Origin of the sequence: Polynucleobacter acidiphobus (assembly GCF_003065385.1) — a bacterium.
In the GTDB taxonomy this organism is placed as follows: Bacteria; Pseudomonadota; Gammaproteobacteria; order Burkholderiales; family Burkholderiaceae; genus Polynucleobacter; species Polynucleobacter acidiphobus.
The window spans coordinates 1,023,104-1,049,256 of the sequence record NZ_CP023277.1 but is presented as its reverse complement, the minus strand read 5'-3'; the positions used below and the strand labels follow the sequence as shown (position 1 = coordinate 1,049,256).

Below are 26,153 nucleotides of genomic sequence, written 5' to 3'. Positions count from 1 at the left end.
ACCATGATGAAAGGTCAAATTGCGGGCTTAATGAAGCAAGCCCAGCAAATGCAAGAGAAGATGAAGCGCGCTCAGGAAGAGCTCAATGCCATAGAGCTTACGGGTCAAGCCGCTGGCGGCATGGTGAAGGTCACCATTAGTGGCAAGTATGAGATGAAGCGGGTGCAAATTGATCCAGCAGCAATGGATGATCGCGAGATGCTCGAAGATCTGGTGGTCACTGCGTATACCGATGCATTCAAGCAGGCTGAAGCGGCTAGCCAAGCCCTCATGTCGGGCGCGACCGCTGGGATGCCGATGCCCCCCGGATTTAAGTTACCGTTCTAAAGTCGGATGAGTCGGACCAAATCACCAAACGAGCCTCAAGACGCACTCAGTCGTTTGGTGGAGGCCTTGCGGGTCTTGCCCGGCGTTGGCCCCAAATCAGCGCAGCGTATGGCGTATTACTTATTGCAACATGATCGCAACGGTGCCGCGGTTCTAGCCCAGTCATTGGGTGAGGCAGTCGAGTCGATTGGACATTGTCAGCGTTGCAACACCTTCACTGAACTGGAGCTATGCACGACCTGCAGCGATTCACGTCGCGACCCCGCTTTGCTGTGCGTGGTGGAGACCCCGGCCGACCAGGTGATGGTTGAGCAAACTATGAGTTTTAAAGGTCAGTACTTTGTGCTGATGGGTCGTATCTCACCACTGGATGGCATGGGCCCCAATGAGATCCACTTTGACCGTTTGCTTGATCGGATTGAGAAGCCGGAGTTCGGTGGACCCGTACGTGAGGTGGTGCTGGCTACTAATTTTACGAGTGAGGGTGAAGCCACTGCGCATTACATTGGCGAGGTCTTAAAGATCAAAGGCATCAAAGCGACCCGCATTGCCCGCGGCATTCCGGTGGGTGGCGAGTTGGAGTATGTCGATGCTGGTACCTTAGCTCGCGCTTTACTTGATCGCCGCTCCATCAGCTAAATCCATATACGAAAGCATCTATGAGTAAAGTCCCACACATCTTAGTGAGTAATGACGATGGCTATTTAGCTCCTGGCTTACTCGCTTTGGTCAATGCACTACGTCCCTTAGGGAAGTTAACGATTGTGGCGCCCGAGCAAAATCACAGCGGTGCATCGAACTCACTCACACTCTCTCGACCCTTGAGTATTCATCGGGTGGCCGGTGGTGAGCGCGATGGATTTCTGTTTGTGAACGGCACACCGACCGACTGCGTACACATGGCCATGACCGGATTTTTAGAGAGTAAACCGGATCTCGTGGTCTCCGGAATTAATCAAGGTGAGAACATGGGTGAGGATGTTCTGTATTCCGGCACCGTGGCTGCTGCAATTGAAGGCGTGATGTTTGGGGTGCCTGGGATTGCGTTCTCACAAGTTGATCGCGGTTGGGCCCAAATTGAGGATGCGGCAAAGGCAGCGCGTGACATCGTGACCCAGGCTCTGCAAGAGCCGATGGAGCGCGGTGATGGCATCGCCACCTTACTAAACGTCAACATTCCCAATGGCCATTATGAGCAACTCAAACGCTGGCGTGTGACCCGCTTGGGAACACGCCATCACTCGCAACCGGTGATCGTGCAACAAAATCCACGCGGTGAGGACATCTATTGGATCGGCCCTGCAGGCCAAGCCCGCGATATCTCCCCGGGAACAGATTTTCATGCGATTAATGAAGGATGCATCTCAATTACCCCCATGCAACTCGATCTCACACACCATGCCCGCCAAGCGAGTATGCGTGCTTCGGGCTGGGACCGCGGATGAAAGCGGCTGAGCGCTTTGCCGGGCATCGCCAAGACCTCGCACGCAAGGTGCATGAGGCGGGGATTAAGAACCCGCAGGTCTTACAAGCCATAGCCACGGTACCCCGTCACTCGTTTATCGATGCTGGACTGCACGCGCAAGCCTATGAAGACTCTGCATTACCGATTGGTCATCATCAAACCATCTCTAAGCCCTCGGTAGTGGCTCGTATGATTGAGCTCTTGCACAAGAACAAACAACCCTTGGGCAAGGTGCTCGAGATTGGAACGGGGTGTGGCTACCAAGCGGCGGTACTGAGTTTATTAGCACAAGAGGTGTATTCCATTGAGCGGGTACGCGCTTTGCATGATCTGGCCCGTACCAAATTACGACCCTTCCGGATCGCTAATTTGCGCCTCATCTATGGCGACGGAATCCGAGGATTACCCCAAGCAGCCCCCTTTGACGGAATCATCCTCGCCGCGGCGGGATTGGGGGTACCAGACCCTTTATTGGATCAACTGGCGATTGGGGGACGACTCATTGCCCCGGTCTCTAAAAGTGAGACCGAGCAACAGCTCTTACTCATTGAGCGGGTGAGCTCCCACCGCTATCAAAGGACCGCACTTGATGAGGTCTTTTTTGTGCCCTTACAATCAGGGGTGATATGAACCCATTGCATGACAGCCCACAATCCCGATCCGCGATTCGCTTCGGCCAAACCGCTCTAGTAGCGCTTATCGCTTTTGGGCTTGCAGCGTGCTCAACACCACCAAGAACCAAGCCGGCTACGATTACGGATCGCAGCGCACCGGTAGCCAGCGCACCTGCTCAAGAGCCAGTTCCTCCAGGGTTCTATCGGGTCAAGCGTGGCGACACCTTGATTCGGATTGCGCTCGATAACGGACAGTCTTATCGGGACATTGCAGCATGGAATAACATCACCGACCCTAATTTGATTGAGGTCGATCAGGTCTTGCGGGTGAAGCCACCGCCAAGTACGGCTCGGGTAACAACCAAGCCCATTGAGCCGATTAAACCCGCTGACAGTAAAGCGCCAGCCGATAGTAAAGTTGCCACCAAGAAAATAGAAGAAAAAGAGGTGGTAGTTGCTGAGCCCAAAGCGAATGCGATCGATCCACCCATTAAGCTCTCATGGCCTGCAAAGGGTAAAGTGGTTGAAGAGTTCAATGAGGCCAAGAACAAGGGTATTGATATTGCCGGCAAGATGGGCGAGCCCATTCAAGCAGCAGCCGATGGCAAAGTGGTCTACGCCGGCAACAGCCTAAGAGGTTATGGCAATCTGGTGATCGTCAAGCATGACAACACCTATCTCACGGCCTATGCCCATAACCGCACACTCTTAGTAAAAGAGGGTGAGAACGTTCGCAAGGGTCAACGCATCGCCGAGATGGGCGACTCTGACGCCAATATGGTGAAGTTGCACTTTGAGGTGCGCATGAACGGCAAGCCCGTTAACCCAATGCAATATTTGCAATAACTGCAAAACCCGCTTGGCTAAATCGATCCCCAGCGTACTAGTATTTGATATTGAGACCGTTCCGGATGTCGCCGGATTGCGGGTCCTTCATTCTTATCCAGACTCCATGAGCGATGCTGAGGTCGCAAAGGCCGCGATGGATGAACGTGCCGCCCAAACCGGCCATGAGTTCTTACCCCTCTATCTGCAAAAGATCATTGCGATCTCCTGCGTGATCCGCAGAACCACCAAAGAGGGCTTACCGCAATTTAAGGTTGGCAGCCTTGGAACCGCAGCCGATGATGAGAAAACCCTCGTTCAAGCTTTCTACGAACTCATTGAAAAATACACCCCTCAATTAGTGTCGTGGAATGGAAGCGGCTTTGATCTACCGGTCTTGCACTACCGAGCGCTCCTTAATCAAGTAGCTGCTCCACGGTATTGGGAGATGGGTGAGAGCATGGATAGCGATAGCAAAGACTTCAAATGGAACAATTACATCAACCGCTACCACATGCGCCATATTGATCTGATGGATGTCTTAGCGAAGCACAATGCGCGTGCTAATGCACCGCTCGACGCACTTGCCAAGTTATGTGGCTTTCCAGGAAAACTAGGCATGGACGGCTCGCAAGTATGGCCTGCCTACCAACGTGGAGAGATCGAGCAAATCCGACAGTATTGCGAGACCGACGTAGTCAATACCTATTTAGTGTATTGCCGCTTTCAACAGATGCGTGGCGGCTTTACTGCCGATGAGTACGACGAAGAACTGGCCTACGTGAAGCAGCAACTCGAGCAGGATGCCAAGCAGGGTAAAGCACCTTGGACCGAGTACCTAGCCGGTTTTAGTCACTAGCACCCATCAAGGTCAGAATGAGCGCGGAAGCACGGATGCCAGAAGCATCTTCTATCGTCACGATTGACTCTTTGGATCTTGATGCACAAGGAGTCGCACGGCAATCGAATGAAGAGGGCGGCAAAGTACTTTTCATTCGGGGGGCATTGCCCACCGAGCGCGTGACCTACACCATCACGCGGGAGAAAGCCCGCTTTGCCAAAGCCAAACTTCATGAGCTGATTAAACCCGCGGTCTATCGGACCACACCTCGCTGCACCTATTTTGGGACCTGCGGAGGCTGCAGCATGCAGCATCTGGATTTTGCTGCGCAGATTGCGATCAAGCAACGGATCTTAGAGGATGATCTGTGGCACATCGGACGGATTAAGCCCGACGAGATCCTGCGACCGATTGCAGGACCCGCTTGGCACTATCGCCATCGAGGGCGCTTGAGTGTGATCGATCGCTCGATTAAAAAGGGCACGATCTTGGTGGGTTTTCATGAACACAACAGCAGTTATGTGGCAGACATGCTCACCTGCGAAGTCATCCCCAAACGAATCTCAGACCTCTTGGTGTCGATGCGGGAACTGGTGGGTTCACTCAGCATCCGTGATCGCGTGCCGCAAATTGAGTTTGCTGTTGGAGAAGACATAAGCCAACCGGGCATCACCCAAATTGCCTTAGTGATTCGGCATTTGCTACCCCTGACACCCACCGATCTCAAGAATCTGGAGGCATTTGCCAAATACCATCAGGTTGGTATTTGGTTACAGCCCCAAGGGCCTGAGAGCGCCAAACCGTTTTACCCTACTGAGCAGTCTCTGAGTTACACCTTGCCAGAGTTCGGGGTCACCTTGCCGTTTCTGCCAACAGACTTCACCCAAGTCAATCACGCAGTCAATCAAGTACTTATTAGTAAAGCCATTGCATTACTGGATATCCAGGCGAGTGATCGCGTGATCGATCTCTTCTGTGGCATTGGAAACTTCACACTGCCCATTGCAACCCTAGCTAAGGAAGTACTCGGCATTGAGGGGAGCAAGACTCTAACCCAGCGCGCTCTGCAAAACGCCCGTCATAACCAACTCGATCACAAAACCCAATTTAGTCAGAGCAATCTCTTTGAGGTCACGGCCACGGATCTCAATGGCTGGGGCAAGGCTGATAAATGGCTGATTGACCCGCCACGAGAGGGCGCTATGGAAATTTGTAAGGCGATGCAAGATCTACCAACAGCAAACCTACCGAAACGCATCGTGTATGTATCTTGTAATCCCAAAACACTCGCACGCGATGCAGCGATTCTGACGCACGAACTCAATTACACCCTGAGCAAAGCAGGGATCATCAATATGTTCCCTCACACCTCGCATATTGAATCGATTGCGGTGTTTGATCGACCGGGATAAAAGTCGGGTATTGTGTGAGTTCATCAACACGCATATACCATGACCAACCTCAACCAACTGCCCACTGATCTACCTGTTCCCCAAGACGACGGGGCTTGTAAACATTTGGTCGGAATGGCTTTACCGAATGTAGCCTTGTTGGCAACCGATGGGTCGATGGTGAACCTCTCACAACTACGTGGGCGCTTGGTCATTTATTGCTACCCCATGACCGGTCAGCCTAACGTGCCATTACCGCAAGGGTGGGATCAAATCCCAGGTGCGCGTGGCTGCACACCGCAAAGTTGTGCCTTTCGGGATCATTACCAAGAGTTACAGGACCTCAATGCCAATGTGTTTGGCCTCAGTGTGCAAAGCACTGATTACCAGCGCGAGATGGCTACGCGTTTACATTTGCCGTTTCAGGTTCTGAGCGATGAGCAATATCAGTTCCAGCAGGCCCTCAACTTGCCAACCTTTGTAGCGGCAGGGATGACCTTACTCAAACGCGTGACCCTGATTACCAATGATGGGCATATTGAGGCAGTACATTACCCAATCTTCCCAAGCGATAGTGATCCGGCTTGGGTATTGGATTACTTAAAGAGCAAGAAATAAAAAGGGCGCCGAAGCGCCCTAAGTTACCGCAGGACGATGTTGCTATTAGTCGCGGTCTCCACCAAAGATGCCCAAGAGAGCCAAGAGGTTGGAGAAGATGTTGTAGATGCTCAGGTAGATACCTAAGGTTGCAATGATGTAGTTGGTCTCACCGCCATTAACCACGCGCTGCACATCCACCAGGATGAACGCGGAGAAGATTGCAATTGCTACAACCATTAAGGTGAGCATCAGGGCAGGGATCTGCAACCAGATGTTGGCTAAAGAAGCCAAGATCAACAGAATGACACCCACGAAAAGGAACTTGCCCATGCCCGAGAAGTCTTTCTTGGAGACCGTAGCAATCGACGCCATCACGGTGAAGATTGCAGCTGTGCCACCAAAGGCACCCATGATGAGAGCAGCACCATTGCTGTAGCTACCCAGGGTCATGCCGATCAAGCGTGAAAGCATCACGCCCATGAAGAAGGTAAACGCCAGCAAGAGCACGACGCCCATACCGGTATCTTTGTTCTTCTCAATTGCCCAGAAGAAACCAAAGGCAACTGCCAAGAAGATAATCGCGCCCATGAATGGACTACCTTCGAAGAAGGTAAAGCCCATGGCCACACCCAGCCACGCACCGATCACGGTAGGCACCATCGAGAGTGCCAAGAGGGCGTAGGTGTTTCTTAGGACACGGTTACGGGATTGGGCAGTTGCAACTGCAGCACCACGACCAAAACCATACGAATTCAGATCACTCATTGAGTAGCTCCTTAAAGTAAGTCCAACATGGACTTGATAGTCACTAAGTATAGACAAAACATATAAAAATCAAGAGCTTTGTGACAAGAAGTCCGTTGGTATTAGGGTCTTTAGGTGATATACCTAAGAAATTCAATGGCTTAGGAGTAGGAATGGGGGCTAAAACCCTAAAAACAACGTATAATTTCGCATCGCAATACCGAGTATTGCTGACAAATGATTCAATAAAACCGAAAAACCGTTTTACACAACCTCATTGGAGTTTTTGCATGGCAATTCAGCGCACCTTATCCATCATCAAACCTGACGCAGTCGCGAAGAACGTGATTGGCCAAATCTATGCTCGTTTTGAGCAAGCGGGTTTGAAGATCGTCGCCGCCAAAATGGCGCACCTCTCAAAAAATGAAGCTGAGCAGTTCTATGCCGTGCATAAAGAGCGTCCTTTCTTCAAAGATCTCGTGAGCTTCATGATCTCGGGTCCAGTGATGATTCAGGTACTTGAGGGCGAGAACGCGATTGCTAAAAATCGTGAGCTGATGGGCGCGACCGATCCCAAGAAAGCCGACAAGGGAACGATCCGCGCTGACTTTGCAGATAGCATTGATGCTAATGCCGTGCATGGTTCCGATGCACCAGAGACCGCTGCAGTGGAAGTCGCCTTTTTCTTCCCTGGCATGAACATCTACGCACGTTAATTCACCATTGAATTCAAGCCGCACGAACTTACTCAATTTTGATGCTGCCAAGATGGCAGAGTACGTTGCGGGATTAAACGAGAAGCCCTTTCGGGCGAAGCAGCTCTTGCAGTGGGTGCATCAGCGCGGCGTCAGTGACGTGGCGCTGATGACCGATCTAGCCAAATCCTTTCGTCATCAACTCGCCCAAGAAGCAGATGTGATTAGTCTGCCAGTCATCCAGGATATGAAAGCCGGTGATGGCACCCGCAAGTGGTTACTGGATGTGGGGGCTGGCAATGCCGTTGAGATGGTCTATATCCCTGAGGATGATCGCGGCACATTGTGCATCTCCTCACAGGCGGGTTGTGCTGTCAACTGCCGATTTTGTTCCACCGGTCACCAAGGCTTTGCCCGTAATCTGACCCCGGCCGAGATTATTGGACAACTTTGGTTTGCTGAGCATCATCTGCGGGACGACCCCCATGCGATTCGCAGGCTGGATGATGATTGTGCGGAGCAAGCGCAGGGTCGTGTCATTACGAATGTGGTGATGATGGGCATGGGCGAGCCTTTGCTCAACTACGATGCGGTGCTCGTGGCATTGCGTTTAATGCTCGATGATCATGCGTATGGACTCTCACGCCGCCGTGTTACCGTCTCTACCTCGGGTGTGGTCCCCATGATGGATCGCTTGGCCCAGGATTGCCCGGTGGCTCTGGCCGTATCCTTGCACGCACCCAACGATGCTCTGCGCGATGAGCTCGTGCCGCTCAATCAAAAATATCCTCTAAAAGAACTAATCGCCGCATGCGATCGCTACTTACCATTTGCACCGCGCGACTTCATTACCTTTGAGTACTGCATGCTCGATGGCGTCAATGACCAAGACCAGCATGCCAAAGAATTAATCAAACTCCTAAAGGGCTTGCGTTGCAAATTAAATCTCATTCCCTTTAATCCATTCCCAGCCTCAGGCTTAAAACGCTCACCCGCTGAGCGGGTCAAACAGTTTGCCCAAATTTTGCAAGATGCTGATCTGGTAACCACCGTGCGTAAGACCCGCGGTGACGATATCGCAGCTGCCTGCGGACAGTTGGCAGGCGATGTGATTGATCGAACTCGCCGTGCTGAGCGTATGCAAGCACTCAATGAGCAGGTGATTCAGTTTCAGGGACGATAATGATCGTTATTGGATACCATAATGACGAAAAATAATTGCTTACCCCCATTACCCCTCGGACCATTACCACGCCGCGTATCGCGCCAGTCGGTGGTAGCGTGGGGTGATAACCGCGTGACGGTTGGTGGGGACGCCCCGGTGCGAGTGCAATCGATGACCAATACCGACACCGAGGATGCGATTGCAACCGCGATTCAGGTGAAGGAGTTGGCACGTGCCGGATCGGAGCTGGTGCGTATTACCGTGAACACCCCAGAAGCCGCAGCACAAGTGCCCTATATCCGCGAGCAACTTGATAAGATGGATGTGAAGGTGCCACTGATTGGTGACTTTCATTACAACGGTCATACCTTACTCAAAGACTATCCCGATTGCGCCAAGACCTTATCGAAGTACCGTATTAATCCTGGCAACGTGGGTAAGGGCGCTAAGCGCGACCCGCAATTTGCACAAATGATCGAAGCTGCTTGCCATTACGACAAGCCAATCCGCATTGGGGTGAACTGGGGTAGTCTCGATCAAGAGTTACTCGCTCAGATCATGGATGAGAACGCCAAGCTGGCCACTCCCAAAACCTCTCAAGAGGTGATGATTGAAGCGTTGATTCAGTCGGCACTTCAATCGGCGAGTAAGGCGGTTGAGCTCGGCATGAACCCTGATCAGATTACGCTCTCGTGCAAAGTCAGTGGTGTGCAAGATCTCATTGCGGTCTATCGCGATCTCGCACGGCGCTGTGATTACTCCTTGCATCTCGGGCTCACGGAAGCGGGCATGGGTAGCAAAGGCATCGTGGCATCCACTGCCGCACTCGCAGTACTCTTACAAGAAGGGATTGGCGATACGATTCGTATTTCCTTAACTCCTGATCCTGGTGCGCCGCGTGAGAACGAGGTGATCGTTGGCCAAGAGATCTTGCAAACCATGGGATTACGCAATTTCACGCCGATGGTGATTGCCTGCCCTGGATGCGGTCGCACCACGAGCACCACCTTCCAAGAACTCGCTGCCAAGATCCAATCGTATCTACGCCAACAAATGCCGGTGTGGAAGAAAACCCATCCCGGCGTGGAGAACATGAACGTGGCAGTGATGGGTTGCATCGTCAATGGTCCAGGCGAGAGTAAGCACGCCAATATCGGCATCTCTCTACCAGGTACTGGTGAGAGCCCCGCAGCCCCAGTCTTTGTCGATGGTGTGAAGGTTAAAACCTTACGCGGTGAGGGCATCGCCGAAGAATTTCAACTAATTGTCGACGAGTACGTCAAAGCCAATTACCATGCAAAAAATTAATGCCATCCGCGGCATGAACGATCTGCTGCCAAAGGATGCAGCGGCTTGGTCTTATCTCGAGCGCACCTTAGCGGATCTCACCCGAGCCTACGGCTATGAACAGATTCGTACACCGATTGTGGAGTCCACTGCACTCTTCCAACGCGGTATTGGTGAGGTGACCGACATTGTCGAAAAGGAGATGTACTCCTTTGAAGATCGCCTCAATGGAGAGCAACTCACACTGCGACCCGAGGGAACCGCGGCGGTCGTGCGCGCTACGATTGAACACAATCTGATTTATGACGGCCCCAAGCGTCTTTGGTACACGGGCCCGATGTTCCGGCATGAGCGTCCCCAGCGCGGTCGCTATCGGCAGTTTCATCAATTTGGGATTGAGGCGCTTGGATTTGCAGGCCCAGACATCGATGCTGAGATCATCTTGATGGGCCAGCGGCTTTGGGATGAACTGGGTTTGCAAGGTGTGCGTTTAGAACTCAACTCTTTAGGTGAAGCACCCGAACGCGCCGCGCATCGCCAAGCGCTCGTTGATTACTTCACGCAACACCAGGCCCAATTGGACGAGGACTCGCAACGGCGTTTGCAAACCAATCCATTGAGGATCTTGGATTCGAAGAATCCAGCGATGCAGGCTCTGATTGAGGGCGCCCCCAAGCTCTTGGAGTTTTTGGGTTCAGAGTCCTTAGCCCACTTTGAAGTAGTACAAACGCTTTTGAAGGCCAACAACATTCCATTTAAGATCAACCCACGACTGGTGCGCGGTTTGGATTATTACAACCTCACTGTGTTTGAGTGGACTACCGAAGCATTGGGTGCCCAAGGCACGATCGCTGGTGGTGGTCGCTACGATCCCTTGATGGAACGCATGGGTGGCAAGAGTGCGCCAGCCTGCGGTTGGGCGATGGGTATGGAGCGTGTGCTCGATCTGATGGCGATCTCGAAAAGCGCTCCTGATGCTGAACCCGTATGCGATGTGTATGTCTTGCATCAAGGCGGCGATACTCTGGTGCAAGCCATGATTGCCGCAGAGGCGCTGCGTAGTGCTGGCATCGATGTGATTTTGCATTGCCCACCCGATGGACAGAGTGCCAGCTTTAAATCCCAAATGAAGAAAGCCGATGCCAGTGGTGCGCAATTGGCTCTCATTATTGGTCCTGATGAACTCGCCCGTGATGAGGCGCAGTTAAAGAATCTACGTGGCACGGGTGAGCAACATGCCGTACCACTAGCTGGCTTATTGGTGGCCGTGGTGGATGCTTTGGTGGATTCTTAGTCACACAGCATAAAATAAGCGTTTAAACAATTGAAGAAAGCAGTATTGGAATGGCACTTGACCTCGAAGAACAAGAGAACCTAGCGAACCTTAAATCGTTTTGGGCCCGCTATGGTAATTACATCATCGGTGTCGTTACCGTGGCATTGCTCGCCTATGCTGCTTTCAATCTTTGGGGCTGGTATCAGCGCAGCCAAGCAGCCGATGCGGGTAAGTTATACGAGACCCTGATTAATGCAGTAACCAAGAACGAGAAGGACAAAACCTATCTCGCCGCCGATGATCTGCAAAAGAAATACGGCAGCACCACGTATGCTGCCATGGGCAATCTGGTAGCTGCCAAGATTGCAATGGATAGTAATGACCCTGCAAAAGCCCAAGCATATTTGAAGTGGACCGCCAATAAAGCCAGCGATGATTCGTTTCGAGCACTCGCGCAATTGCGACTCTTAGGACTCCTAATTGATCAAGGGACGGAAGCCAGCCTGAAAGAGGCCGATCAACTCCTCAAAGAGAAATCGGTCAAAGGATTTGAGCCCTTATGGATCGAGCGCCGCGGTGATTGGTATTTGGTACAAAAGAAGATTCCGGAGGCGCGCACTGAGTATCTCAAGGCAATGAAGATCATGCAAAGCGATAGAGCCTTTCCTGAGGACGCACGTGGTTTATTGAAAGTGAAGATTGATGCCGTAGGGGGTATGTAGTGCAACTGTTGCGCTGGGGCGCCATCGCATCTCTTTCACTTGCATTGATTGCCTGTTCTGGCTCATCCAAAGTTCGTAAACCCGCTGAGCTCGTCAATGTCAGTAATCAAGTGGAGCTTGCTGAGGTCTGGTCAACGAGTGTTGGTAGTTCTATCCCCGCTAACTTCCGCCCTGTGGTTGCTGACGATCATGTGTTTGCCGCATCCGCCCGTGGCACTCTTAGTAAGTTAAATATTCAGAATGGACGTGTGGTGTGGGAGGTGAGTGTTCCCGAGAAGCTCTCGATTGGCCCAGGGTCGGATGGCAAGACCACGGTTGTGGTGAGCACGGAAGGTACTGCTTATGGCTACGATGAGTCGGGTAAGAATATTTGGAAGCATCTGATTGGAAGCGAGGTGCTTTCTGACCCAATCGTCGCCGCCGGTGTGGTGGTAATCCGTACTTTGGACCATCGCTTTATTGGTCTGGACGCAGCGACCGGGAAACGACGTTGGATCTATCAGCGCCAGCAGACTCCCTTATCGCTGCGCGTTGGCTACGGCATGCTCCTAGTAGGCAATGATGCGGTGGTCACTGGATTTGGGGGTGGTCGCTTTGGAGCGCTTGCGCTCTCCAACGGTGGTCTCATCTGGGAATCTGCCGTTTCCTTCCCGAAGGGCTTCTCGGAGATCGAGCGCTTAAACGATGTCACCAGTCGACCCAGCATAGAAGAAGGGCGTCTTTGCGTGGTCTCCTATCAAGGCAAGATTGGGTGTGCAGAGCTGCGCAGCGGTAATTTAGTGTGGTCGAAGGATTTCTCAAGCTATACCGGCACTACCCAAAGTACGGAGTTTGTGTTTGCTGCCAATGAAAAATCCCATGTGTATGCCTACCGCGCAAGCGATGGCGTACAGGTTTGGGAGAACACCCAGTTAACGTGGCGCGACGTTGGTGAGCCACTAGCGATTGGGCGTGTGGTCATGATGGGTGATAAACAAGGTTATGTGCATCTCCTCAATCAAAATAGCGGTCAGATGGTCTCGCGCATTCGTCACGACAGCTCACCGGTCACAGCAGCACCCATTGCAGCCGGTGGCGTGATCATCATTGCTTCTCAAGGTGGCAAGATTGCGGCGTATCGTCCGCGTTAAGACCAATCACTCATGAAACCCGTTATTGCCATCGTGGGCCGACCCAATGTCGGTAAATCCACTTTATTTAATCGACTCACTAAATCCCGTGATGCCTTAGTGGCAGATTTTCCAGGACTCACCCGTGATCGCCACTATGGCAACGGTCGAGTAGGGGATCGTGAGTTCATTTGCATTGATACGGGCGGCTTTGAGCCGGTTGCCAAGACCGGCATCATGGCCCAGATGGCCAAGCAAACCAAGCAAGCAGTTGCTGAATCGGATCTGGTGATCTTTTTAGTTGATGGTCGATTGGGACTTGCACCGCAGGATCGCGTCATTGCCGATTTCTTACGCAAGACCGGACGCCCAGTGATCTTGGCAGTGAATAAGACCGAGGGCATGTCTGCCAGCGTGGTCACAGCGGATTTTCATGAACTGGGTTTAGGTCAACCTGAACCCATTTCCTCTGCGCATGGCGATGGCGTGCGGGCTTTAATTGAAGAGGCTCTTGATCCGCTGCAGATCCCCGAACCCGAGCCTGATGATGCTGCCGTTGCCGACGGCACGCGACCCATGAAGATTGCCGTGGTCGGCCGACCCAATGTCGGGAAGTCCACCTTCATTAATACTTTGCTTGGCGAAGATCGAGTCATTGCCTTTGATCTCCCGGGCACCACGCGCGATGCCATTGAAGTCGAGTTTGAACGCAATGGCAAACCCTATGTCTTGATTGATACCGCAGGACTGCGCCGGCGTGGCAAGGTGTTTGAAGCGATCGAAAAGTTCTCGGTGGTCAAAACTCTGCAAGCAATTAACGATGCCAATGTGGTGATCTTGATGCTCGATGCCCAACAGGATATCTCGGAGCAAGACGCACACATTGCTGGCTACATTGTGGAAGCAGGGCGAGCATTAGTAGTCGCTGTTAACAAATGGGATGGGATTGATGCCTACGTGAAAGAACGTGCTCGGGTTGAGATTGCCCAAAAACTTCGCTTTCTAGACTTTGCTAATGTGCACCCCATCTCGGCTAAAAAAGGATTTGGGATTAAAGAGCTATTTAAGGATGTGGATAAGGCCTACCAAGCTGCAATGGCGAAGCTCTCGACGCCTAAACTGACCCGCGCCATGATCGATGCAGTGGCTCATCAGCAGCCCAAACGGGTGGCCAAAGGTCGACCCAAACTGCGCTATGCCCATCAGGGCGGCATGAACCCGCCGATTGTGATTATTCATGGGAGCGCCTTGCACGGCATCACCGATAGCTATAAACGCTATCTCGAGGGGCGCTTTCGGGAGATCTTTGAGTTGCGCGGCACCCCTTTGCGGATTGAGTTCCGGACTGCGGCAAACCCTTATGTCAAGGATGAAAAACCACGCCGTAAGTAGGATTTGTCACACAAATAGAGAAATCCATTATTTAAGGTTAATATCCTTATAGAAAACATCAGTGTTGTATACAAAAGCAAGACTCCCTAACTTAAAAAACGATTAAGGAGCAGTATGAATACCAAACAAGTCCAGTTGCTGCAGGACCCCTTTCTCAATGCCTTGCGCAAAGAGCATATTCCAGTATCCATCTACTTGGTCAATGGCATTAAGTTGCAAGGCAATGTCGAGTCATTCGATCAATACGTGATTCTGTTGCGTAATACCGTGACCCAAATGGTCTACAAGCATGCGATATCGACCGTGGTACCCGCCCGAGCTGTGAGCTTTAGGGCAGACGATGAGGACGCTCCAGCTGCATAACACCGGAGTCGAGGAGGTCCGCGCGGTATTGGTTGGGATTGATACTGGCAAAGACGATTTCCCAGAAAGCATGGCCGAGCTTGCACTCTTGGCTGAGAGCGCAGGATCCATTCCAAGCGCGTCGGTGATTGGTCGCCGCGGCAGCGTCGATCCATCCTTATTCATTCGCTCTGGTAAAGCCAATGAGTTGCTTCGGGCCATGAAGGAACACGATGCTGAACTCGCGATCGTCAATCACGCGATTTCACCAACCCAACAACGTAATCTTGAGCGGCATCTGGGTAAGCACGTGATCGATCGCACTGGGTTGATTCTGGATATCTTTGCCCAACGTGCAAAGAGTCATTTGGGTAAGACCCAGGTGGAGTTGGCTAATGTGCGCTATCGCATGTCAAGGCTGGTGCGCGCTTGGAGTCACTTAGAGCGTCAAAAGGGTGGTATCGGTCTGCGTGGTGGACCGGGTGAGACCCAGATGGAGTTGGATCGCCGTATGCTCGCCACGAAAGCAAAACGTTTAGAAGCAGAGCTTGCAAAGTTGCAACGTCAGCAGCGCACTCAACGGCGGGCGCGCGCTCGCAATGAGGTGTTCTCGGTGTCATTGGTGGGGTATACCAATGCCGGTAAGTCCACTTTATTTAATGCGCTCACCAAAGCTGGCACCTATGCCGCTGATCAACTCTTTGCCACCTTGGATACCACTTCCCGACGGGTTCATTTAGAAGAGGGGCGACAAATTGTCCTTTCTGATACTGTGGGATTTATTCGTGAGCTACCCCATCAACTGGTGGAAGCCTTTCGGGCCACGCTTGACGAAACGGTGCATGCCGATTTGATCTTGCATGTGATCGACGCCTGTAGCCCGGTTGCCAAGGAACAGCAGGCCCAAGTCGAGGCAGTCCTCAAAGAAATTGGGGCAGACGGCATCCCGCGCTTAGAGGTCATGAACAAAATTGATTTGATGCCTCAGACCTTTACGAAGGGCGCCCAGATTGAGCGTGATATCGATGGAGTGCCCTATAGGGTCTTTATATCCGCTCAAGCCGGCATGGGTTTAGACCTCCTGCGCGAGTGTCTATGCGAGTTTGCGCACAGGACTGATAAACTAAAGGTTGAGCACGCTGACGTCCAACATCGCAAGGCGCATGGCGATCTGCTCCAACCATTAACCGATAGACCAGAAACCGCTGATTTTGATTTCCATTCGACCCGAAACTATTCGCCAAACACTCCATAAAGTAGGTGACTACTTTAGAGGGTTTTTCTCAGTCAACGATCCTGGCTGGGGAAATAACTACCAGACACCCAAAGGGGATAAAGATCCTAAAGAGGGTGGTGATCAAGCTCAGCCCAATGATCCAGCCCAGCAACCCCAAGGCAATCGTCGACCCAATAGTGGTCCACCGGATTTGGATGATCTCTGGCGTGATTTCAATGACAAGTTAAATAATCTCTTTGGTGGCAAGAAGCGGCCATCGGGTGGTGGTCAGCCACCAAGTGGCGGTGGTCGTAAGCCACCCCAATTTAATGTCGAAGGATTTAATCCCAAGACGGCTAGTTTGGGCGCCTTGGTGATTGTGACCCTGGTGTGGCTCTTTAGTGGATTCTTTATGATTCAGGAAGGTCAAGCGGGGGTCGTTCTCACCTTTGGTAAGTACGACTACACGGCGCGCCCCGGTATTAACTGGCGGATGCCTTGGCCGATTCAATCAACCGAGACCGTGAACTTGTCAGCCGTCCGTTCAGTTGAGATCGGTCGTTCGGTCATGATTAAGGGCACCAATCAAAAAGATTCCTCGATGTTGACCGAAGACGAGAACATCATTGATGTACGTTTTGCAGTTCAGTACCGCTTAAAAGATCCGATGGAGTACCTCTTTAATAATCGCGATCCAGACATGGCTGTGATTCAAGCGGCAGAGACCGCGGTGCGCGAGATTGTGGGACGTAGCAAGATGGATACGGTGTTATACGAGGGCCGTGAGAAGATTGCAATCGATCTTGCGATGGCAATTCAGAACATCTTGGATAGTTATAAAACGGGTATCTTTGTCACCAGCGTGACCGTGCAAAACGTGCAACCGCCTGAGCAAGTTCAGGCTGCATTTGATGACGCAGTGAAGGCAGGACAAGACCGCGAGCGCCTTAAGAGCGAGGGTGAGGCGTACGCCAATGACATCCTGCCGCGCGCCAAAGGTACCGCAGCTCGTCTAATTCAGGAGGCTGAGGGTTATCGAGCCAGAGTCTCGGCGATGGCTGAAGGTGATGCCTTACGCTTTAAACAAATCTATGGCGAGTACGCGAAGGCGCCACAGGTGACCCGCGATCGGATGTACATCGACACCATGAAGGAAATCTATAACAATGTCTCGAAGGTTTTGGTGGATACTACGAAAAGCAATAGCTTGCTATATCTGCCGCTCGACAAGATCATTAATCAAGTAACCACAGAAGCACAGCAGGCCGCCCAAGTACAGGGCGCCACACTGCCTGGCGTCGTTTCACCAAATGCCATGTCAAGTCCTGCCCCTAATGCGGCACCATCTCCTGCGGAGCGTGCGCCCGAGAAGCGGGATGGATTGCGTAGTCGTGAACGTTAAGAATCGAGGAAAAAGTTATCATGCCTAATCGTCTCCTTGGTCTTATTCTGGGTCTAATCGTTGCTTTCTATTTGATTAGCTCTTGTATCTTTGTGGTGGATCAACGTAAGTTCGCAGTGGTCTTTGCCTTCGGTCAGATCGTACGAGTGATTGAAGAGCCTGGCCTGCAGTTCAAGTTGCCTGCACCATTCCAAAATGTCATCTTCTTTGATCGTCGCATCATGACGATTGATAACCCCGATGCGGAACGCTTCATCACCGCTGAGAAGAAAAACCTCTTGGTGGATTCGTATGTGAAGTGGCGCATTATTGATCCCCTCAAGTTCTTCGTGAGCTTCCGTGGCGATGAGCGCCTAGCAACAGATCGCATGAACCAACTGATTCGTTCGGCGTTAAACGAGGAGTTCACTAAACGAACCATCCGCGAGATTATTTCTGAGCAGCGTGATCAGGTAATGCAAGGCATCCAGAAGAAAGTCGAGGACGATGCCAAAGCCATTGGTGTTGAGATCGTGGACGTGCGCCTCAAGCGGATTGACCTCCTTGCCGAGATCAGTGATTCGGTCTATCGCCGAATGGAAGCCGAGCGTAAGCGCGTTGCAAATGAGTTGCGATCCACAGGTGCGGCGGAGTCTGACAAGATTCGGGCGAGTGCGGAACGTCAACGTGATGTGATCTTGGCAGAGGCCTATCGTGATGCTCAGCGGATTAAGGGAGCGGGCGATGCGCGTGCCACCGCTTTATACGCAGATGCGTTTAACCGTGATCCACAGTTTGCTCAGTTCTATCGTAGCCTTGAAGCTTATCGCAATTCGTTCAAGGATAAGAAAGACGTGATGGTGATCGAGCCGAGTAACGACTTCTTCCGGTTCATGCAGAAGAAGAACTAATCGAGTTCACCATGAACCGTTGGTTATTGCCCGAGGATATTGCTGACGTATTGCCAGCCCGGGCTCGCAAGATCGAGGCTTTGCGGCGTCGCTCGCTCGATCTGTATCAGTCCTATGGCTATGAACTAGTTAGTCCTCCATTACTGGAGTTCTTGGATTCACTCTTGACTGGTACGGGGTCTGATCTTAATTTGCAGACCTTCAAGCTCGTTGATCAACTCTCTGGTCGTACCCTAGGCTTGCGTGCTGATATCACACCTCAAGTAGCACGCATTGATGCACACCTTCTTAATCGTGAGGGTGTAACCCGTCTGTGCTACGCAGGGTCGGTCGCACGCGTTCGCACACCACCAGGCTCGACCTCACGTGAGGAGTTGCAACTGGGTGCCGAGATTTATGGGCATGCGGGATGGGAAGCCGATCTCGAGGCAATCCAACTTCTTCTGAAAACACTCAGTCAAGCTGGCATTGGCAAGATCTATTTGGATCTCTCGCATGCTGGTGTACTCAAAGGAATCTTGGGCGATTTGGTATTAAGTCATGCCGATACCGAGACCCTTTACACCTTATTGCAAACCAAAGACCGGCCCAGTCTCGCTCAATGGGTGAGCCAGTTTGCGCCCTCCATTAGCAAGCCTTTATTGGCATTATTGCAACTCAATGGAACATGTGCCGAGGTCTTGGCCAACGCCCGTTCTGGTCCCTTGGCATTGCCCAATCAGCCCATCATTGAGCAGTCTCTCAAAGACCTTGAGCGTTTGATTGAGGCGATCAGTCGCTTATCTGACCAACTCGAGCTCTCACTCGATCTCGCAGATTTGCGTGGCTACCAGTACCACAGCGGTGTGATGTTTGCGGCCTATGTTGATGGTCTACCTCAGCCGATTGCGCGCGGTGGTCGCTATGACCATGTGGGCCAAGCCTTCGGTCGCTCACGTCCTGCCACGGGGTTCTCACTTGACCTGCTTACGCTAGCCGACCTATCGACGATTTCCATCAAGCGCCAGGCTATTCTGGCGCCATGGTCGGACGACCCTGCTTTAAACCGTCGCATTGCTGAGTTACGCGCCGAGGGTGAGGTGGTGATCCAGGTTTACAAAGGGGATGACGCACATTCTGAGGAGTTTGAGTGCCAACGCGAGCTTATTAAGCAGGGTTCTGGCTGGGAACTAAAATCACGTGCCTAGTGGCTTGATCACTACAATTAGGCTAAATCAATAAAAAATGAAGTGGAATGGATATGAGCAAGTCTCGGGGTCGTAATGTTGTCGTGATTGGCACGCAGTGGGGCGATGAAGGGAAGGGCAAGGTGGTTGATTGGCTCACCGATCACGCACAAGCCGTCGTACGCTTTCAGGGTGGACATAACGCCGGACACACACTCATTATTGGTGGCAAGAAAACCATCTTGCGCCTGATTCCCTCAGGGATCATGCATCCTCAAGTCATTTGCTATATCGGCAATGGTGTCGTGCTCTCACCGGAGGCTCTATTTAAAGAGATTGGTGAGCTTGAAAGCGCAGGCCTAGATGTGCAAGGACGCTTAAAAATCTCCGAAGCAGCTACACTCATTCTTCCGTACCATGTAGCGATTGATCATGCTCGTGAGAAAAAACGTGGCAGCGATAAGATTGGTACGACCGGTCGTGGAATTGGTCCTGCGTATGAAGATAAAGTAGCTAGGCGTGCACTGCGGGTACAAGACTTCTTTTATCCCGAACAATTTGCAGCCAAGTTACGCGAGAACCTGGACTATCACAACTTCGCACTGACCCAGTATTACAAAGTGGATGCCCTGGACTTTAATCGTGTGCTCGATGAAGCCATGTCGTATGCCGACCGGATTAAGCCGATGGTAGTTGATGTCTCAAGTGCACTCTATGCGGCTGAGCAAGCGGGCCAGAACCTTCTCTTTGAGGGTGCCCAAGGTACCTTGCTTGATATCGATCATGGCACCTATCCCTTTGTGACATCCAGCAATTGCGTTGCTGGTAATGCGGCTGCTGGCTCTGGCGTGGGACCTGGTTCATTGCATTACATCTTGGGCATTACCAAAGCCTATTGCACTCGAGTGGGTGCAGGGCCATTCCCCAGCGAGCTCTATGATCATGAGAATCCTAATAAGCAAGATCCCGTGGGCATTCGTCTGGCTGAGGTTGGTAAAGAGTTTGGATCAGTGACCGGACGGCCACGACGCACGGGTTGGCTCGATGCGGCTGCACTGAAACGTTCCATCCAAATTAATGGACTCTCTGGCTTATGCATAACCAAATTAGACGTGCTTGATGGTATTGAGACCATTCGTCTCTGTGTGGGCTACAAACTGGATGGCAAGACCTTGGATGTATTGCCACGCGGTGCTGAAGCGGTAGCGCGTTGCGAGCCCATCTATGAGGACTTTAAGGGCTGGACTGAGAGTACGGTGGGCATTACAGACTGGAACAAATTACCCAAGACCGCTCAAGACTACCTCAAACGCGTACAAGAGATCTGCGGCAAACCGATTGCGATGGTCTCGACTGGACCAGAGCGGGATGAGACCATCCTCTTGCAGCACCCATTTGAGGCATAGCCCTCAATAACCTAGCCTCATTAAATATAGTTTTTCCAGACTGGTATTGAGGCCAGAGACAATCTTTAAAAGGTTGTGGATCGACACAACTAATTTACGCTTCGACCTCAAGCTTGTTTCTGATTCTTAAAGATCTATCTGCGGTCCCTAAGTCAGGGTACGCAGATCTTTGATCGCACAGTTGATCATTTCAAACACACTTGTATTGCTCAATTTTCTGTATTGGTTTACCATTTGTATATACAAAACTTTGGTAAACATGAAAAATCTAATCATTAGCCCCGATACAGAAGAAAAATTGATTAAAAAACATGGCTTAAGACGAATCGATGTTGAACAATGCTTTAGAAATCGGGAACGATCTTACTTAATTGAAACTAGGCCAGAACATAAGACCGAGCCCCTAAGTGAGTGGTTTATTGCTGAAAATGACAGGGGAATGCTAATAAAGGTTGTTTGTATTTTTATTGATGGGATGGTGCATCTTAAAAGTGCATTTCCACCGAATGATGAAGAAATTAGTATATACAATACAATATCTAAAAGTTACTAAATGTAAATAATTACGATTAAAGAGGAAAGTGATGACCACAAAGGATAGGACAGAAAATAGCAAGATGGCGCAAGATCCCTGGGAAAGTGGGAAGTTAGGCAGGGATAAAAAGTATGCAACAGCAGCCTCAAAAGAAATTGGCGACCAAATTGATGAAGCCCTTGGTTTGCAAATGATTTCAATTCGACTGGATAAGGAATTGATTGATACATTCAAGCTATTGGGCAAAAAATACCAAATGGGCTATCAACCACTGATGCGTGAAGCATTAAAACGCTTTGTTGATGGTGAATTGAAGATGGTCGCCCTTGAGGCATTGGAAAAACATCACCCTGTAAAGCCCAAACAAAAAGAGGGGCAACGTTCCCTTAAAAAGGAGCGAGTTGCAAAGGCTGCATAAATAAAAGGTTTTACTTTTAACAGAAGATGTATGGCGCCGATTGCTGCCTTACAGATTGTGTATCTCTACACGAACAGTCTAGCGAGTGATTTTGGTGCCCAAAAGAGGACTCGAACCTCCACAACCTTTCGATCGCCAGCACCTGAAGCTGGTGCGTCTACCAATTTCGCCATTTGGGCATTCCTCCATTATAGGTTGCGGTCATCACATTGTGGTCAAATCACTCTAATGACCTTAATTGCGAAAGCCGTGCATGCGTAAATCGGATCAACCCATCACCCGCGATAGCGATCGCATGGGCACGGTACAGGGTCACCGCGATGGCTTTGGCTTTGTGGTGCCCGATGATGGGGGTGAGGACATTTTCCTAGCCGAGCGAGAGATGGCCCGGGTCATGCATGGTGACCGGGTTTCGATCCGAGTATTAGGTACCGACCGCCGCGGTCGTCCCGAAGGTCAAATTGTAGAAGTGCTGGTGCACGCCAATCGCTTGGTGATTGGCCGTCTACTCAATGAGAACGGTGTTCTGATTGTGGCGCCTGAAGATAAGCGCATTGGTCACGACATCCTCATTCCACCGCGTGGGCAAGGCATGGCCAAACTGGGCCAGGTGGTGAGTGTTGAGATCATTGATTACCCCGATAGTTATCGCCAGGCCGTTGGTCGAGTCGTAGAGGTCTTAGGTGAGATCGATGACCCTGGTATGGAGATCGAGATTGCAGTTCGTAAGTATGGCGTGCCCCATACCTTCTCACCCGCCGCCTTAAAAGAAGCTGAAGCATTACCGAATGAAGTAACGCAAGAAGACCTCAAAGGTCGGGTTGATTTGCGTGATATCCCACTCATTACGATCGATGGCGCCGATGCCAGAGACTTTGATGACGCTGTCTATTGCGAGCCAGTGCAGTATGGTCAGACCAAAGCCTGGCGTTTAATTGTGGCGATTGCTGATGTAGCGCATTATGTGAAGCCCGGTCATCCACTCGATAAGGACGCCTTACTGCGGGCTACCTCAGTGTATTTCCCTCGCAGAGTGATTCCGATGCTGCCGGAGAAAATCTCCAATGGCCTTTGCTCCCTCAATCCCGAAGTCGACCGTTTGTGCATGGTTTGTGATGCGGTGGTGGATCAAAAAGGGGAGATTCTGGCGTATCAGTTTTACCAAGGCGTGATGCACTCAGCACAACGATTCACCTACGATACCGTCTGGGAGATCTTAAGTAATACTCGTGGACCTGAGGCAGTACGCTTTGCGCAGTTTAATGAGCAGTTGAATCACCTCTACCATCTCTACAAAATATTATTTGCTGCTCGTGAGAAGCGTGGGGCGATTGATTTTGAGACCGTTGAGACCCAGATCATTAGCAATGAGCTCGGTAAGATCTTGCGCATTGAGCCCAGATTACGCAATGACGCCCATCGCTTGATTGAGGAATGCATGCTGACCGCGAACGTCTGCGCCGCTAATTTTCTGCAAAAGTATGAGCATTCGAGTCTCTTTCGAGTACACGGCGAACCCTCGGTCGAGAAAGTGCAGACCCTCAAGCAGGTATTGCGAACCACAGGCTTACACCTGACCGGAAACGAGAAGCCCCATCCCAAAGACTTCGCAAAGCTCATGAAAGAGATTAAGGGCCGGCCCGATGCCAGCACCTTGCAGATGTTGATTCTGCGGTCGATGCAACAAGCGATTTACCAACCAGAGAACGAGGGCCACTTTGGTCTGTCATACCCCGCGTATGCTCACTTCACAAGCCCCATCCGTCGCTATCCAGACCTCTTAGTGCATCGCTCGATCAAAGCGATCTTGAGTAAAAAAGCCTACCATCCGCATTTGCCAGAGGATGTACCCATGAACCTCACCATGCCTCGTAAGGGGCAAGGTCGGGCCAATGCCGCTGCCGTGAAGCAGTCACAGCAGGATGCGAAGGGAAGGTCTAAACGTGCAGGCAACACCAAAGGATCCAAGGAAGGTGCGGCACTGGCCGTCTGGGCTCAGTTTGGGGTGCATTGCTCTGCGAACGAGCGCCGTGCCGATGAGGCCTCACGCGACGTGGAGGCATGGCTTAAGTGTTATTACATGCGCGACCATTTGGGTCAAGAGTATGCGGGCACGATTACCGGAGTGGCTAACTTTGGCCTCTTTGTGCAGCTTGAGAGTTTATTTGTGGAAGGCATGGTCCACGTTACTGAGTTAGGCGGCGATTATTACCAATACGATGAGGCCCGCCAAGAGTTACGGGGTGAGCGCACAGGGATTCGGTATCGGATTGGCGATCGCTTGCACGTCTTGGTGAGTCGGGTGGATCTCGATGCCCGCAAGATTGAGTTCAGTCTTGTGAAAGCCAATGGCAGTAATGAGCGCGATGGTGCACGATTTAAATCAGCAGTCTTGGCCAATGACTCGGGTCGTCCCAGTAAAAAAGCGGCTCACAAGAAAACCCGTCCTGCGGAGAAAGCACCTAAGCGGGAAACTACTACCGCCAGTAAGAAATCAAAGACAAAAACTGGTAAGACTGCGCGGCAGCCATCGATGGGTCAGGGTACCGGTCGCAAGAGTCATAAAGGCAAACGCAAATGAAGCAGTTATTGTTGGGATTTCATGCGGTGCAGACGCGTTTGCGGGTTGATCCGCAAAGTATTCAGTCGGTGTACTACGACCCTGCTAGACGCGATCGTCGCATGGCGGACTTCATTAAGCAAGCAGAACCCATTTTAGGCAAGCGTTTGTACACTGCCAATGCCGAGCGCTTACATAACCTTGCTGGTCACGATCGTCATCAGGGGATCGTGGCGATGGCAGAGGGCATCTCTGTAGCGAGAACCTTGCCAGAACTATTAGATAGCTTGGATGCTAAAAATGATCCACCCTTACTCTTAGTGCTCGATGGTATTACCGATCCCCATAACTTAGGTGCCTGCTTACGAGCAGCCGATGGTGCAGGGGTGCATGGTGTGATCGTTCCTAAGGATCGCTCAGCTAGCATCAATGCCACCGTGAGTAAGGTTGCTAGTGGCGCTGCCGAGGTGATCCCAATCATTACGGTGACCAATCTTGCTAGAACTATGCGTGAGATGCAAGAGCTGGGGATTTGGATCATTGGTACCGATGATGAGGCCGATGAATCGATCTACGACATTGACCTCAAAGGACCGACTGCGATCGTCATGGGGGCGGAAGGTGAGGGTATGCGGCGCTTAACCCGCGAGACCTGCGATCAATTGGTGCATATTCCGATGCAAGGGGCAGTCGAGAGCTTGAACGTCTCGGTAGCCACGGGTGTGACGCTCTATGAGGCGCGCCGGCAGCGATTGCAGGTCAAATCACCGAAGAAGTGATCAACGAATTAGCAAGGCCTCGAGTTTCTCAATATCAGCACAAAAGGCGCGAATGCCTTCTTGGAGTTTCTCAGAAGCCATGGCGTTCTCTGCCAAGAGCTTCCCAAAGCTTGCCTGATCCAAGTTCAAGCGCTCCACACTGGCTGATTTAGCATCCCGAACTAGTAATTTAGGAATCACCAAATCATTACTGGCTTGCAGCTCAGCCAAGAGTTCAGGGCTAATGGTGAGGAGATCGCAACCTGCAAGCTCCAAGATCTGGCTGGTATTACGAAAACTCGCTCCCATGATCTCGGTTTCAATCTCAAAGTGCTTGTAATAGGTATAGATGCTACGCACCGATTGCACCCCAGGATCATTGGCGCCCCCGTATTGCTCGAGAGACCATTGATCGCCTAAGGACTTCTTATACCAATCACTAATGCGCCCCACAAATGGGGAAATCAATCTTGCCCCAGCATCAGCGCATGCCACCGCTTGCACCACAGAAAAAAGCAGAGTCATATTGCAATGAATGCCTTCTTGCTCGAGCTCACGAGCTGCCACAATGCTCTCCCAGGTACTAGCGAGTTTGATTAAAACCCGCTCGCGGGGGATGCCCATTGCCGCGTAGAGCGCCATGATCTCTTTGGCCTTCGCAATGGTGGCAGCGGTATCGAAGGATAGACGTGCATCAACTTCGGTTGAGACCCGACCCGGAACAATGCGCAGGATCTCCACCCCAAATGCCACTAAGATCCGATCAATTAATTGGGTAGGGGAGGCCTTGGGATGATCACGCTGCACCGATGCAACCAAGGCTTGATACTCCGGCAGTAAGACCGCCTTGAGAATGAGCGATGGATTGGTGGTTGCATCTTGCGGAGCAAAGGCGCGCATCCGCTCAAAGTCGCCAGTATCAGCAACCACGGTGGTATAGCGTTTGAGTTGGGCTAATGTGTCCATAAGGTAATGGCATATGATAGCGAATATCCTTCTGTATCATT

At 51.5% G+C, this 26,153-nt stretch carries 26 protein-coding genes, 1 tRNA gene and 1 pseudogene; 25 read left to right on the top strand and 3 right to left on the bottom strand.

All coding sequences use genetic code 11. The annotated features are described in order from the left end of the window. Nucleotides 1-3: 3 nt before the first annotated feature. The 8 genes and pseudogenes from AOC32_RS05580 (at nucleotide 4) to AOC32_RS05545 (ending at nucleotide 6,081) form a co-directional block, all read left to right on the top strand. Nucleotides 4-327: a YbaB/EbfC family nucleoid-associated protein gene (locus tag AOC32_RS05580; RefSeq protein WP_108508528.1), complete on the top strand. Its 324-nt coding sequence runs from the start codon at nucleotides 4-6 to the stop codon at nucleotides 325-327. Between the two features lie 6 nt (nucleotides 328-333). Then, the gene (gene recR / locus AOC32_RS05575; RefSeq protein ID WP_108508527.1) at nucleotides 334-966 is read left to right on the top strand and encodes a recombination mediator RecR; all 633 of its coding nucleotides are present in this window, start codon (nucleotides 334-336) and stop codon (nucleotides 964-966) included. Between the two features lie 20 nt (nucleotides 967-986). Beyond that, nucleotides 987-1,772: a 5'/3'-nucleotidase SurE gene (surE, locus tag AOC32_RS05570; protein ID WP_108508526.1), complete on the top strand. Its 786-nt coding sequence runs from the start codon at nucleotides 987-989 to the stop codon at nucleotides 1,770-1,772. 26 nt (nucleotides 1,773-1,798) lie between these two features. Further along, nucleotides 1,799-2,422: pseudogene (locus AOC32_RS05565) on the top strand (protein-L-isoaspartate(D-aspartate) O-methyltransferase); the annotation flags it as partial. Then, nucleotides 2,419-3,252, top strand: a complete 834-nt coding sequence (locus tag AOC32_RS05560; RefSeq protein ID WP_108508524.1) for a peptidoglycan DD-metalloendopeptidase family protein — start codon at nucleotides 2,419-2,421, stop codon at nucleotides 3,250-3,252. The pseudogene AOC32_RS05565 and the gene AOC32_RS05560, both read left to right, overlap by 4 nt. A 25-nt stretch (nucleotides 3,253-3,277) precedes the next feature. Further along, nucleotides 3,278-4,090 carry a 3'-5' exonuclease gene (locus AOC32_RS05555; RefSeq protein ID WP_108509358.1) on the top strand — a complete coding sequence of 271 codons (813 nt, stop codon included), beginning with the start codon at nucleotides 3,278-3,280 and terminating at the stop codon, nucleotides 4,088-4,090. A gap of 17 nt (nucleotides 4,091-4,107) precedes the next feature. Beyond that, nucleotides 4,108-5,484, top strand: coding sequence for a 23S rRNA (uracil(1939)-C(5))-methyltransferase RlmD (rlmD, locus tag AOC32_RS05550; protein WP_234409705.1), 1,377 nt, complete (start codon nucleotides 4,108-4,110; stop codon nucleotides 5,482-5,484). A 39-nt stretch (nucleotides 5,485-5,523) separates the two neighbouring features. Further along, nucleotides 5,524-6,081, top strand: coding sequence for a peroxiredoxin (locus tag AOC32_RS05545; RefSeq protein WP_108508522.1), 558 nt, complete (start codon nucleotides 5,524-5,526; stop codon nucleotides 6,079-6,081). 45 nt (nucleotides 6,082-6,126) lie between these two features. Here the strand turns inward: AOC32_RS05545 and AOC32_RS05540 are convergent, their stop codons facing one another. Next, complete coding sequence (locus AOC32_RS05540; RefSeq protein ID WP_108508521.1) at nucleotides 6,127-6,828, bottom strand: Bax inhibitor-1/YccA family protein; 702 nt, start codon at nucleotides 6,826-6,828, stop codon at nucleotides 6,127-6,129. 269 nt (nucleotides 6,829-7,097) lie between these two features. On the opposite strand from AOC32_RS05540, the gene ndk reads away from it, so the two are divergent. From ndk to AOC32_RS05465, 15 genes are all read left to right on the top strand, one after another. Continuing rightward, entirely contained in the window at nucleotides 7,098-7,523 is a 426-nt protein-coding gene (gene ndk, locus AOC32_RS05535) for a nucleoside-diphosphate kinase (RefSeq protein ID WP_108508520.1), read from the top strand. A gap of 7 nt (nucleotides 7,524-7,530) precedes the next feature. Further along, nucleotides 7,531-8,685, top strand: coding sequence for a 23S rRNA (adenine(2503)-C(2))-methyltransferase RlmN (gene rlmN / locus AOC32_RS05530; RefSeq protein ID WP_108508519.1), 1,155 nt, complete (start codon nucleotides 7,531-7,533; stop codon nucleotides 8,683-8,685). A gap of 21 nt (nucleotides 8,686-8,706) precedes the next feature. Then, the gene (gene ispG / locus AOC32_RS05525) at nucleotides 8,707-9,975 is read left to right on the top strand and encodes a flavodoxin-dependent (E)-4-hydroxy-3-methylbut-2-enyl-diphosphate synthase (RefSeq protein ID WP_108508518.1); all 1,269 of its coding nucleotides are present in this window, start codon (nucleotides 8,707-8,709) and stop codon (nucleotides 9,973-9,975) included. Next, nucleotides 9,962-11,248 (top strand): histidine--tRNA ligase, encoded by a 1,287-nt coding sequence (gene hisS, locus AOC32_RS05520; protein WP_108508517.1) that lies wholly within the window; start codon nucleotides 9,962-9,964, stop codon nucleotides 11,246-11,248. The genes ispG and hisS overlap by 14 nt, the downstream gene beginning before the upstream one ends. 50 nt (nucleotides 11,249-11,298) lie before the next feature. Then, nucleotides 11,299-11,952: a YfgM family protein gene (locus AOC32_RS05515; protein WP_108508516.1), complete on the top strand. Its 654-nt coding sequence runs from the start codon at nucleotides 11,299-11,301 to the stop codon at nucleotides 11,950-11,952. Next, nucleotides 11,952-13,082, top strand: coding sequence for an outer membrane protein assembly factor BamB (gene bamB / locus AOC32_RS05510; protein ID WP_108508515.1), 1,131 nt, complete (start codon nucleotides 11,952-11,954; stop codon nucleotides 13,080-13,082). Before AOC32_RS05515 ends, bamB begins: the two co-directional genes overlap by 1 nt. 12 nt (nucleotides 13,083-13,094) lie before the next feature. Beyond that, complete coding sequence (gene der / locus AOC32_RS05505; protein WP_108508514.1) at nucleotides 13,095-14,453, top strand: ribosome biogenesis GTPase Der; 1,359 nt, start codon at nucleotides 13,095-13,097, stop codon at nucleotides 14,451-14,453. Nucleotides 14,454-14,567: 114 nt separating this feature from the next. Continuing rightward, nucleotides 14,568-14,816: an RNA chaperone Hfq gene (gene hfq / locus AOC32_RS05500; protein ID WP_108508513.1), complete on the top strand. Its 249-nt coding sequence runs from the start codon at nucleotides 14,568-14,570 to the stop codon at nucleotides 14,814-14,816. Next, entirely contained in the window at nucleotides 14,794-16,050 is a 1,257-nt protein-coding gene (gene hflX / locus AOC32_RS05495; protein WP_108508512.1) for a GTPase HflX, read from the top strand. The genes hfq and hflX overlap by 23 nt, the downstream gene beginning before the upstream one ends. Next, nucleotides 16,007-17,413 (top strand): FtsH protease activity modulator HflK, encoded by a 1,407-nt coding sequence (gene hflK, locus AOC32_RS05490; protein WP_407675536.1) that lies wholly within the window; start codon nucleotides 16,007-16,009, stop codon nucleotides 17,411-17,413. Before hflX ends, hflK begins: the two co-directional genes overlap by 44 nt. 20 nt (nucleotides 17,414-17,433) lie before the next feature. Next, nucleotides 17,434-18,303 carry a protease modulator HflC gene (gene hflC, locus AOC32_RS05485; RefSeq protein ID WP_108508511.1) on the top strand — a complete coding sequence of 290 codons (870 nt, stop codon included), beginning with the start codon at nucleotides 17,434-17,436 and terminating at the stop codon, nucleotides 18,301-18,303. Between the two features lie 11 nt (nucleotides 18,304-18,314). Beyond that, complete coding sequence (locus AOC32_RS05480) at nucleotides 18,315-19,490, top strand: ATP phosphoribosyltransferase regulatory subunit (protein ID WP_108508510.1); 1,176 nt, start codon at nucleotides 18,315-18,317, stop codon at nucleotides 19,488-19,490. Between the two features lie 53 nt (nucleotides 19,491-19,543). Further along, nucleotides 19,544-20,875 carry an adenylosuccinate synthase gene (locus tag AOC32_RS05475; protein ID WP_108509356.1) on the top strand — a complete coding sequence of 444 codons (1,332 nt, stop codon included), beginning with the start codon at nucleotides 19,544-19,546 and terminating at the stop codon, nucleotides 20,873-20,875. Nucleotides 20,876-21,134: 259 nt separating this feature from the next. Further along, a complete protein-coding gene (locus tag AOC32_RS05470; RefSeq protein WP_159074902.1) occupies nucleotides 21,135-21,428 on the top strand; it encodes an ADP-ribosyl-(dinitrogen reductase) hydrolase in 294 nt (97 codons plus the stop codon). Between the two features lie 31 nt (nucleotides 21,429-21,459). Beyond that, nucleotides 21,460-21,828 carry a hypothetical protein gene (locus AOC32_RS05465; protein WP_108508508.1) on the top strand — a complete coding sequence of 123 codons (369 nt, stop codon included), beginning with the start codon at nucleotides 21,460-21,462 and terminating at the stop codon, nucleotides 21,826-21,828. Between the two features lie 92 nt (nucleotides 21,829-21,920). Here the strand turns inward: AOC32_RS05465 and AOC32_RS05460 are convergent. Beyond that, a tRNA-Leu gene (locus AOC32_RS05460) sits at nucleotides 21,921-22,007 on the bottom strand. Nucleotides 22,008-22,081: 74 nt separating this feature from the next. Here AOC32_RS05460 and rnr point away from each other — a divergent pair. After that, the gene (gene rnr / locus AOC32_RS05455) at nucleotides 22,082-24,409 is read left to right on the top strand and encodes a ribonuclease R (protein ID WP_108508507.1); all 2,328 of its coding nucleotides are present in this window, start codon (nucleotides 22,082-22,084) and stop codon (nucleotides 24,407-24,409) included. Continuing rightward, a complete protein-coding gene (gene rlmB, locus AOC32_RS05450; protein WP_108508506.1) occupies nucleotides 24,406-25,167 on the top strand; it encodes a 23S rRNA (guanosine(2251)-2'-O)-methyltransferase RlmB in 762 nt (253 codons plus the stop codon). The genes rnr and rlmB overlap by 4 nt, the downstream gene beginning before the upstream one ends. Here the strand turns inward: rlmB and tal are convergent, their stop codons facing one another. Next, complete coding sequence (tal, locus tag AOC32_RS05445; protein ID WP_108508505.1) at nucleotides 25,168-26,112, bottom strand: transaldolase; 945 nt, start codon at nucleotides 26,110-26,112, stop codon at nucleotides 25,168-25,170. Nucleotides 26,113-26,153: the final 41 nt, after the last annotated feature.

What these genes read in the sequence shown, in the direction of transcription:
- rlmB (WP_108508506.1), top strand. Translation starts at nt 24,406, where the DNA reads ATGAAGCAGTTATTGTTGGGATTTCATGCGGTGCAGACGCGTTTGCGG.
- hisS (WP_108508517.1), top strand. Translation starts at nt 9,962, where the DNA reads ATGCAAAAAATTAATGCCATCCGCGGCATGAACGATCTGCTGCCAAAG.
- AOC32_RS05480 (WP_108508510.1), top strand. Translation starts at nt 18,315, where the DNA reads ATGAACCGTTGGTTATTGCCCGAGGATATTGCTGACGTATTGCCAGCC.
- AOC32_RS05470 (WP_159074902.1), top strand. Translation starts at nt 21,135, where the DNA reads ATGAAAAATCTAATCATTAGCCCCGATACAGAAGAAAAATTGATTAAA.
- rnr (WP_108508507.1), top strand. Translation starts at nt 22,082, where the DNA reads ATGCGTAAATCGGATCAACCCATCACCCGCGATAGCGATCGCATGGGC.
- ndk (WP_108508520.1), top strand. Translation starts at nt 7,098, where the DNA reads ATGGCAATTCAGCGCACCTTATCCATCATCAAACCTGACGCAGTCGCG.
- AOC32_RS05545 (WP_108508522.1), top strand. Translation starts at nt 5,524, where the DNA reads ATGACCAACCTCAACCAACTGCCCACTGATCTACCTGTTCCCCAAGAC.
- AOC32_RS05540 (WP_108508521.1), bottom strand. Translation starts at nt 6,828, where the DNA reads ATGAGTGATCTGAATTCGTATGGTTTTGGTCGTGGTGCTGCAGTTGCA.
- surE (WP_108508526.1), top strand. Translation starts at nt 987, where the DNA reads ATGAGTAAAGTCCCACACATCTTAGTGAGTAATGACGATGGCTATTTA.
- hfq (WP_108508513.1), top strand. Translation starts at nt 14,568, where the DNA reads ATGAATACCAAACAAGTCCAGTTGCTGCAGGACCCCTTTCTCAATGCC.
- AOC32_RS05475 (WP_108509356.1), top strand. Translation starts at nt 19,544, where the DNA reads ATGAGCAAGTCTCGGGGTCGTAATGTTGTCGTGATTGGCACGCAGTGG.
- der (WP_108508514.1), top strand. Translation starts at nt 13,095, where the DNA reads ATGAAACCCGTTATTGCCATCGTGGGCCGACCCAATGTCGGTAAATCC.
- tal (WP_108508505.1), bottom strand. Translation starts at nt 26,112, where the DNA reads ATGGACACATTAGCCCAACTCAAACGCTATACCACCGTGGTTGCTGAT.
- hflC (WP_108508511.1), top strand. Translation starts at nt 17,434, where the DNA reads ATGCCTAATCGTCTCCTTGGTCTTATTCTGGGTCTAATCGTTGCTTTC.
- ispG (WP_108508518.1), top strand. Translation starts at nt 8,707, where the DNA reads ATGACGAAAAATAATTGCTTACCCCCATTACCCCTCGGACCATTACCA.
- hflX (WP_108508512.1), top strand. Translation starts at nt 14,794, where the DNA reads ATGAGGACGCTCCAGCTGCATAACACCGGAGTCGAGGAGGTCCGCGCG.
- AOC32_RS05560 (WP_108508524.1), top strand. Translation starts at nt 2,419, where the DNA reads ATGAACCCATTGCATGACAGCCCACAATCCCGATCCGCGATTCGCTTC.
- AOC32_RS05465 (WP_108508508.1), top strand. Translation starts at nt 21,460, where the DNA reads ATGACCACAAAGGATAGGACAGAAAATAGCAAGATGGCGCAAGATCCC.
- AOC32_RS05515 (WP_108508516.1), top strand. Translation starts at nt 11,299, where the DNA reads ATGGCACTTGACCTCGAAGAACAAGAGAACCTAGCGAACCTTAAATCG.
- recR (WP_108508527.1), top strand. Translation starts at nt 334, where the DNA reads ATGAGTCGGACCAAATCACCAAACGAGCCTCAAGACGCACTCAGTCGT.
- rlmD (WP_234409705.1), top strand. Translation starts at nt 4,108, where the DNA reads ATGAGCGCGGAAGCACGGATGCCAGAAGCATCTTCTATCGTCACGATT.
- AOC32_RS05580 (WP_108508528.1), top strand. Translation starts at nt 4, where the DNA reads ATGATGAAAGGTCAAATTGCGGGCTTAATGAAGCAAGCCCAGCAAATG.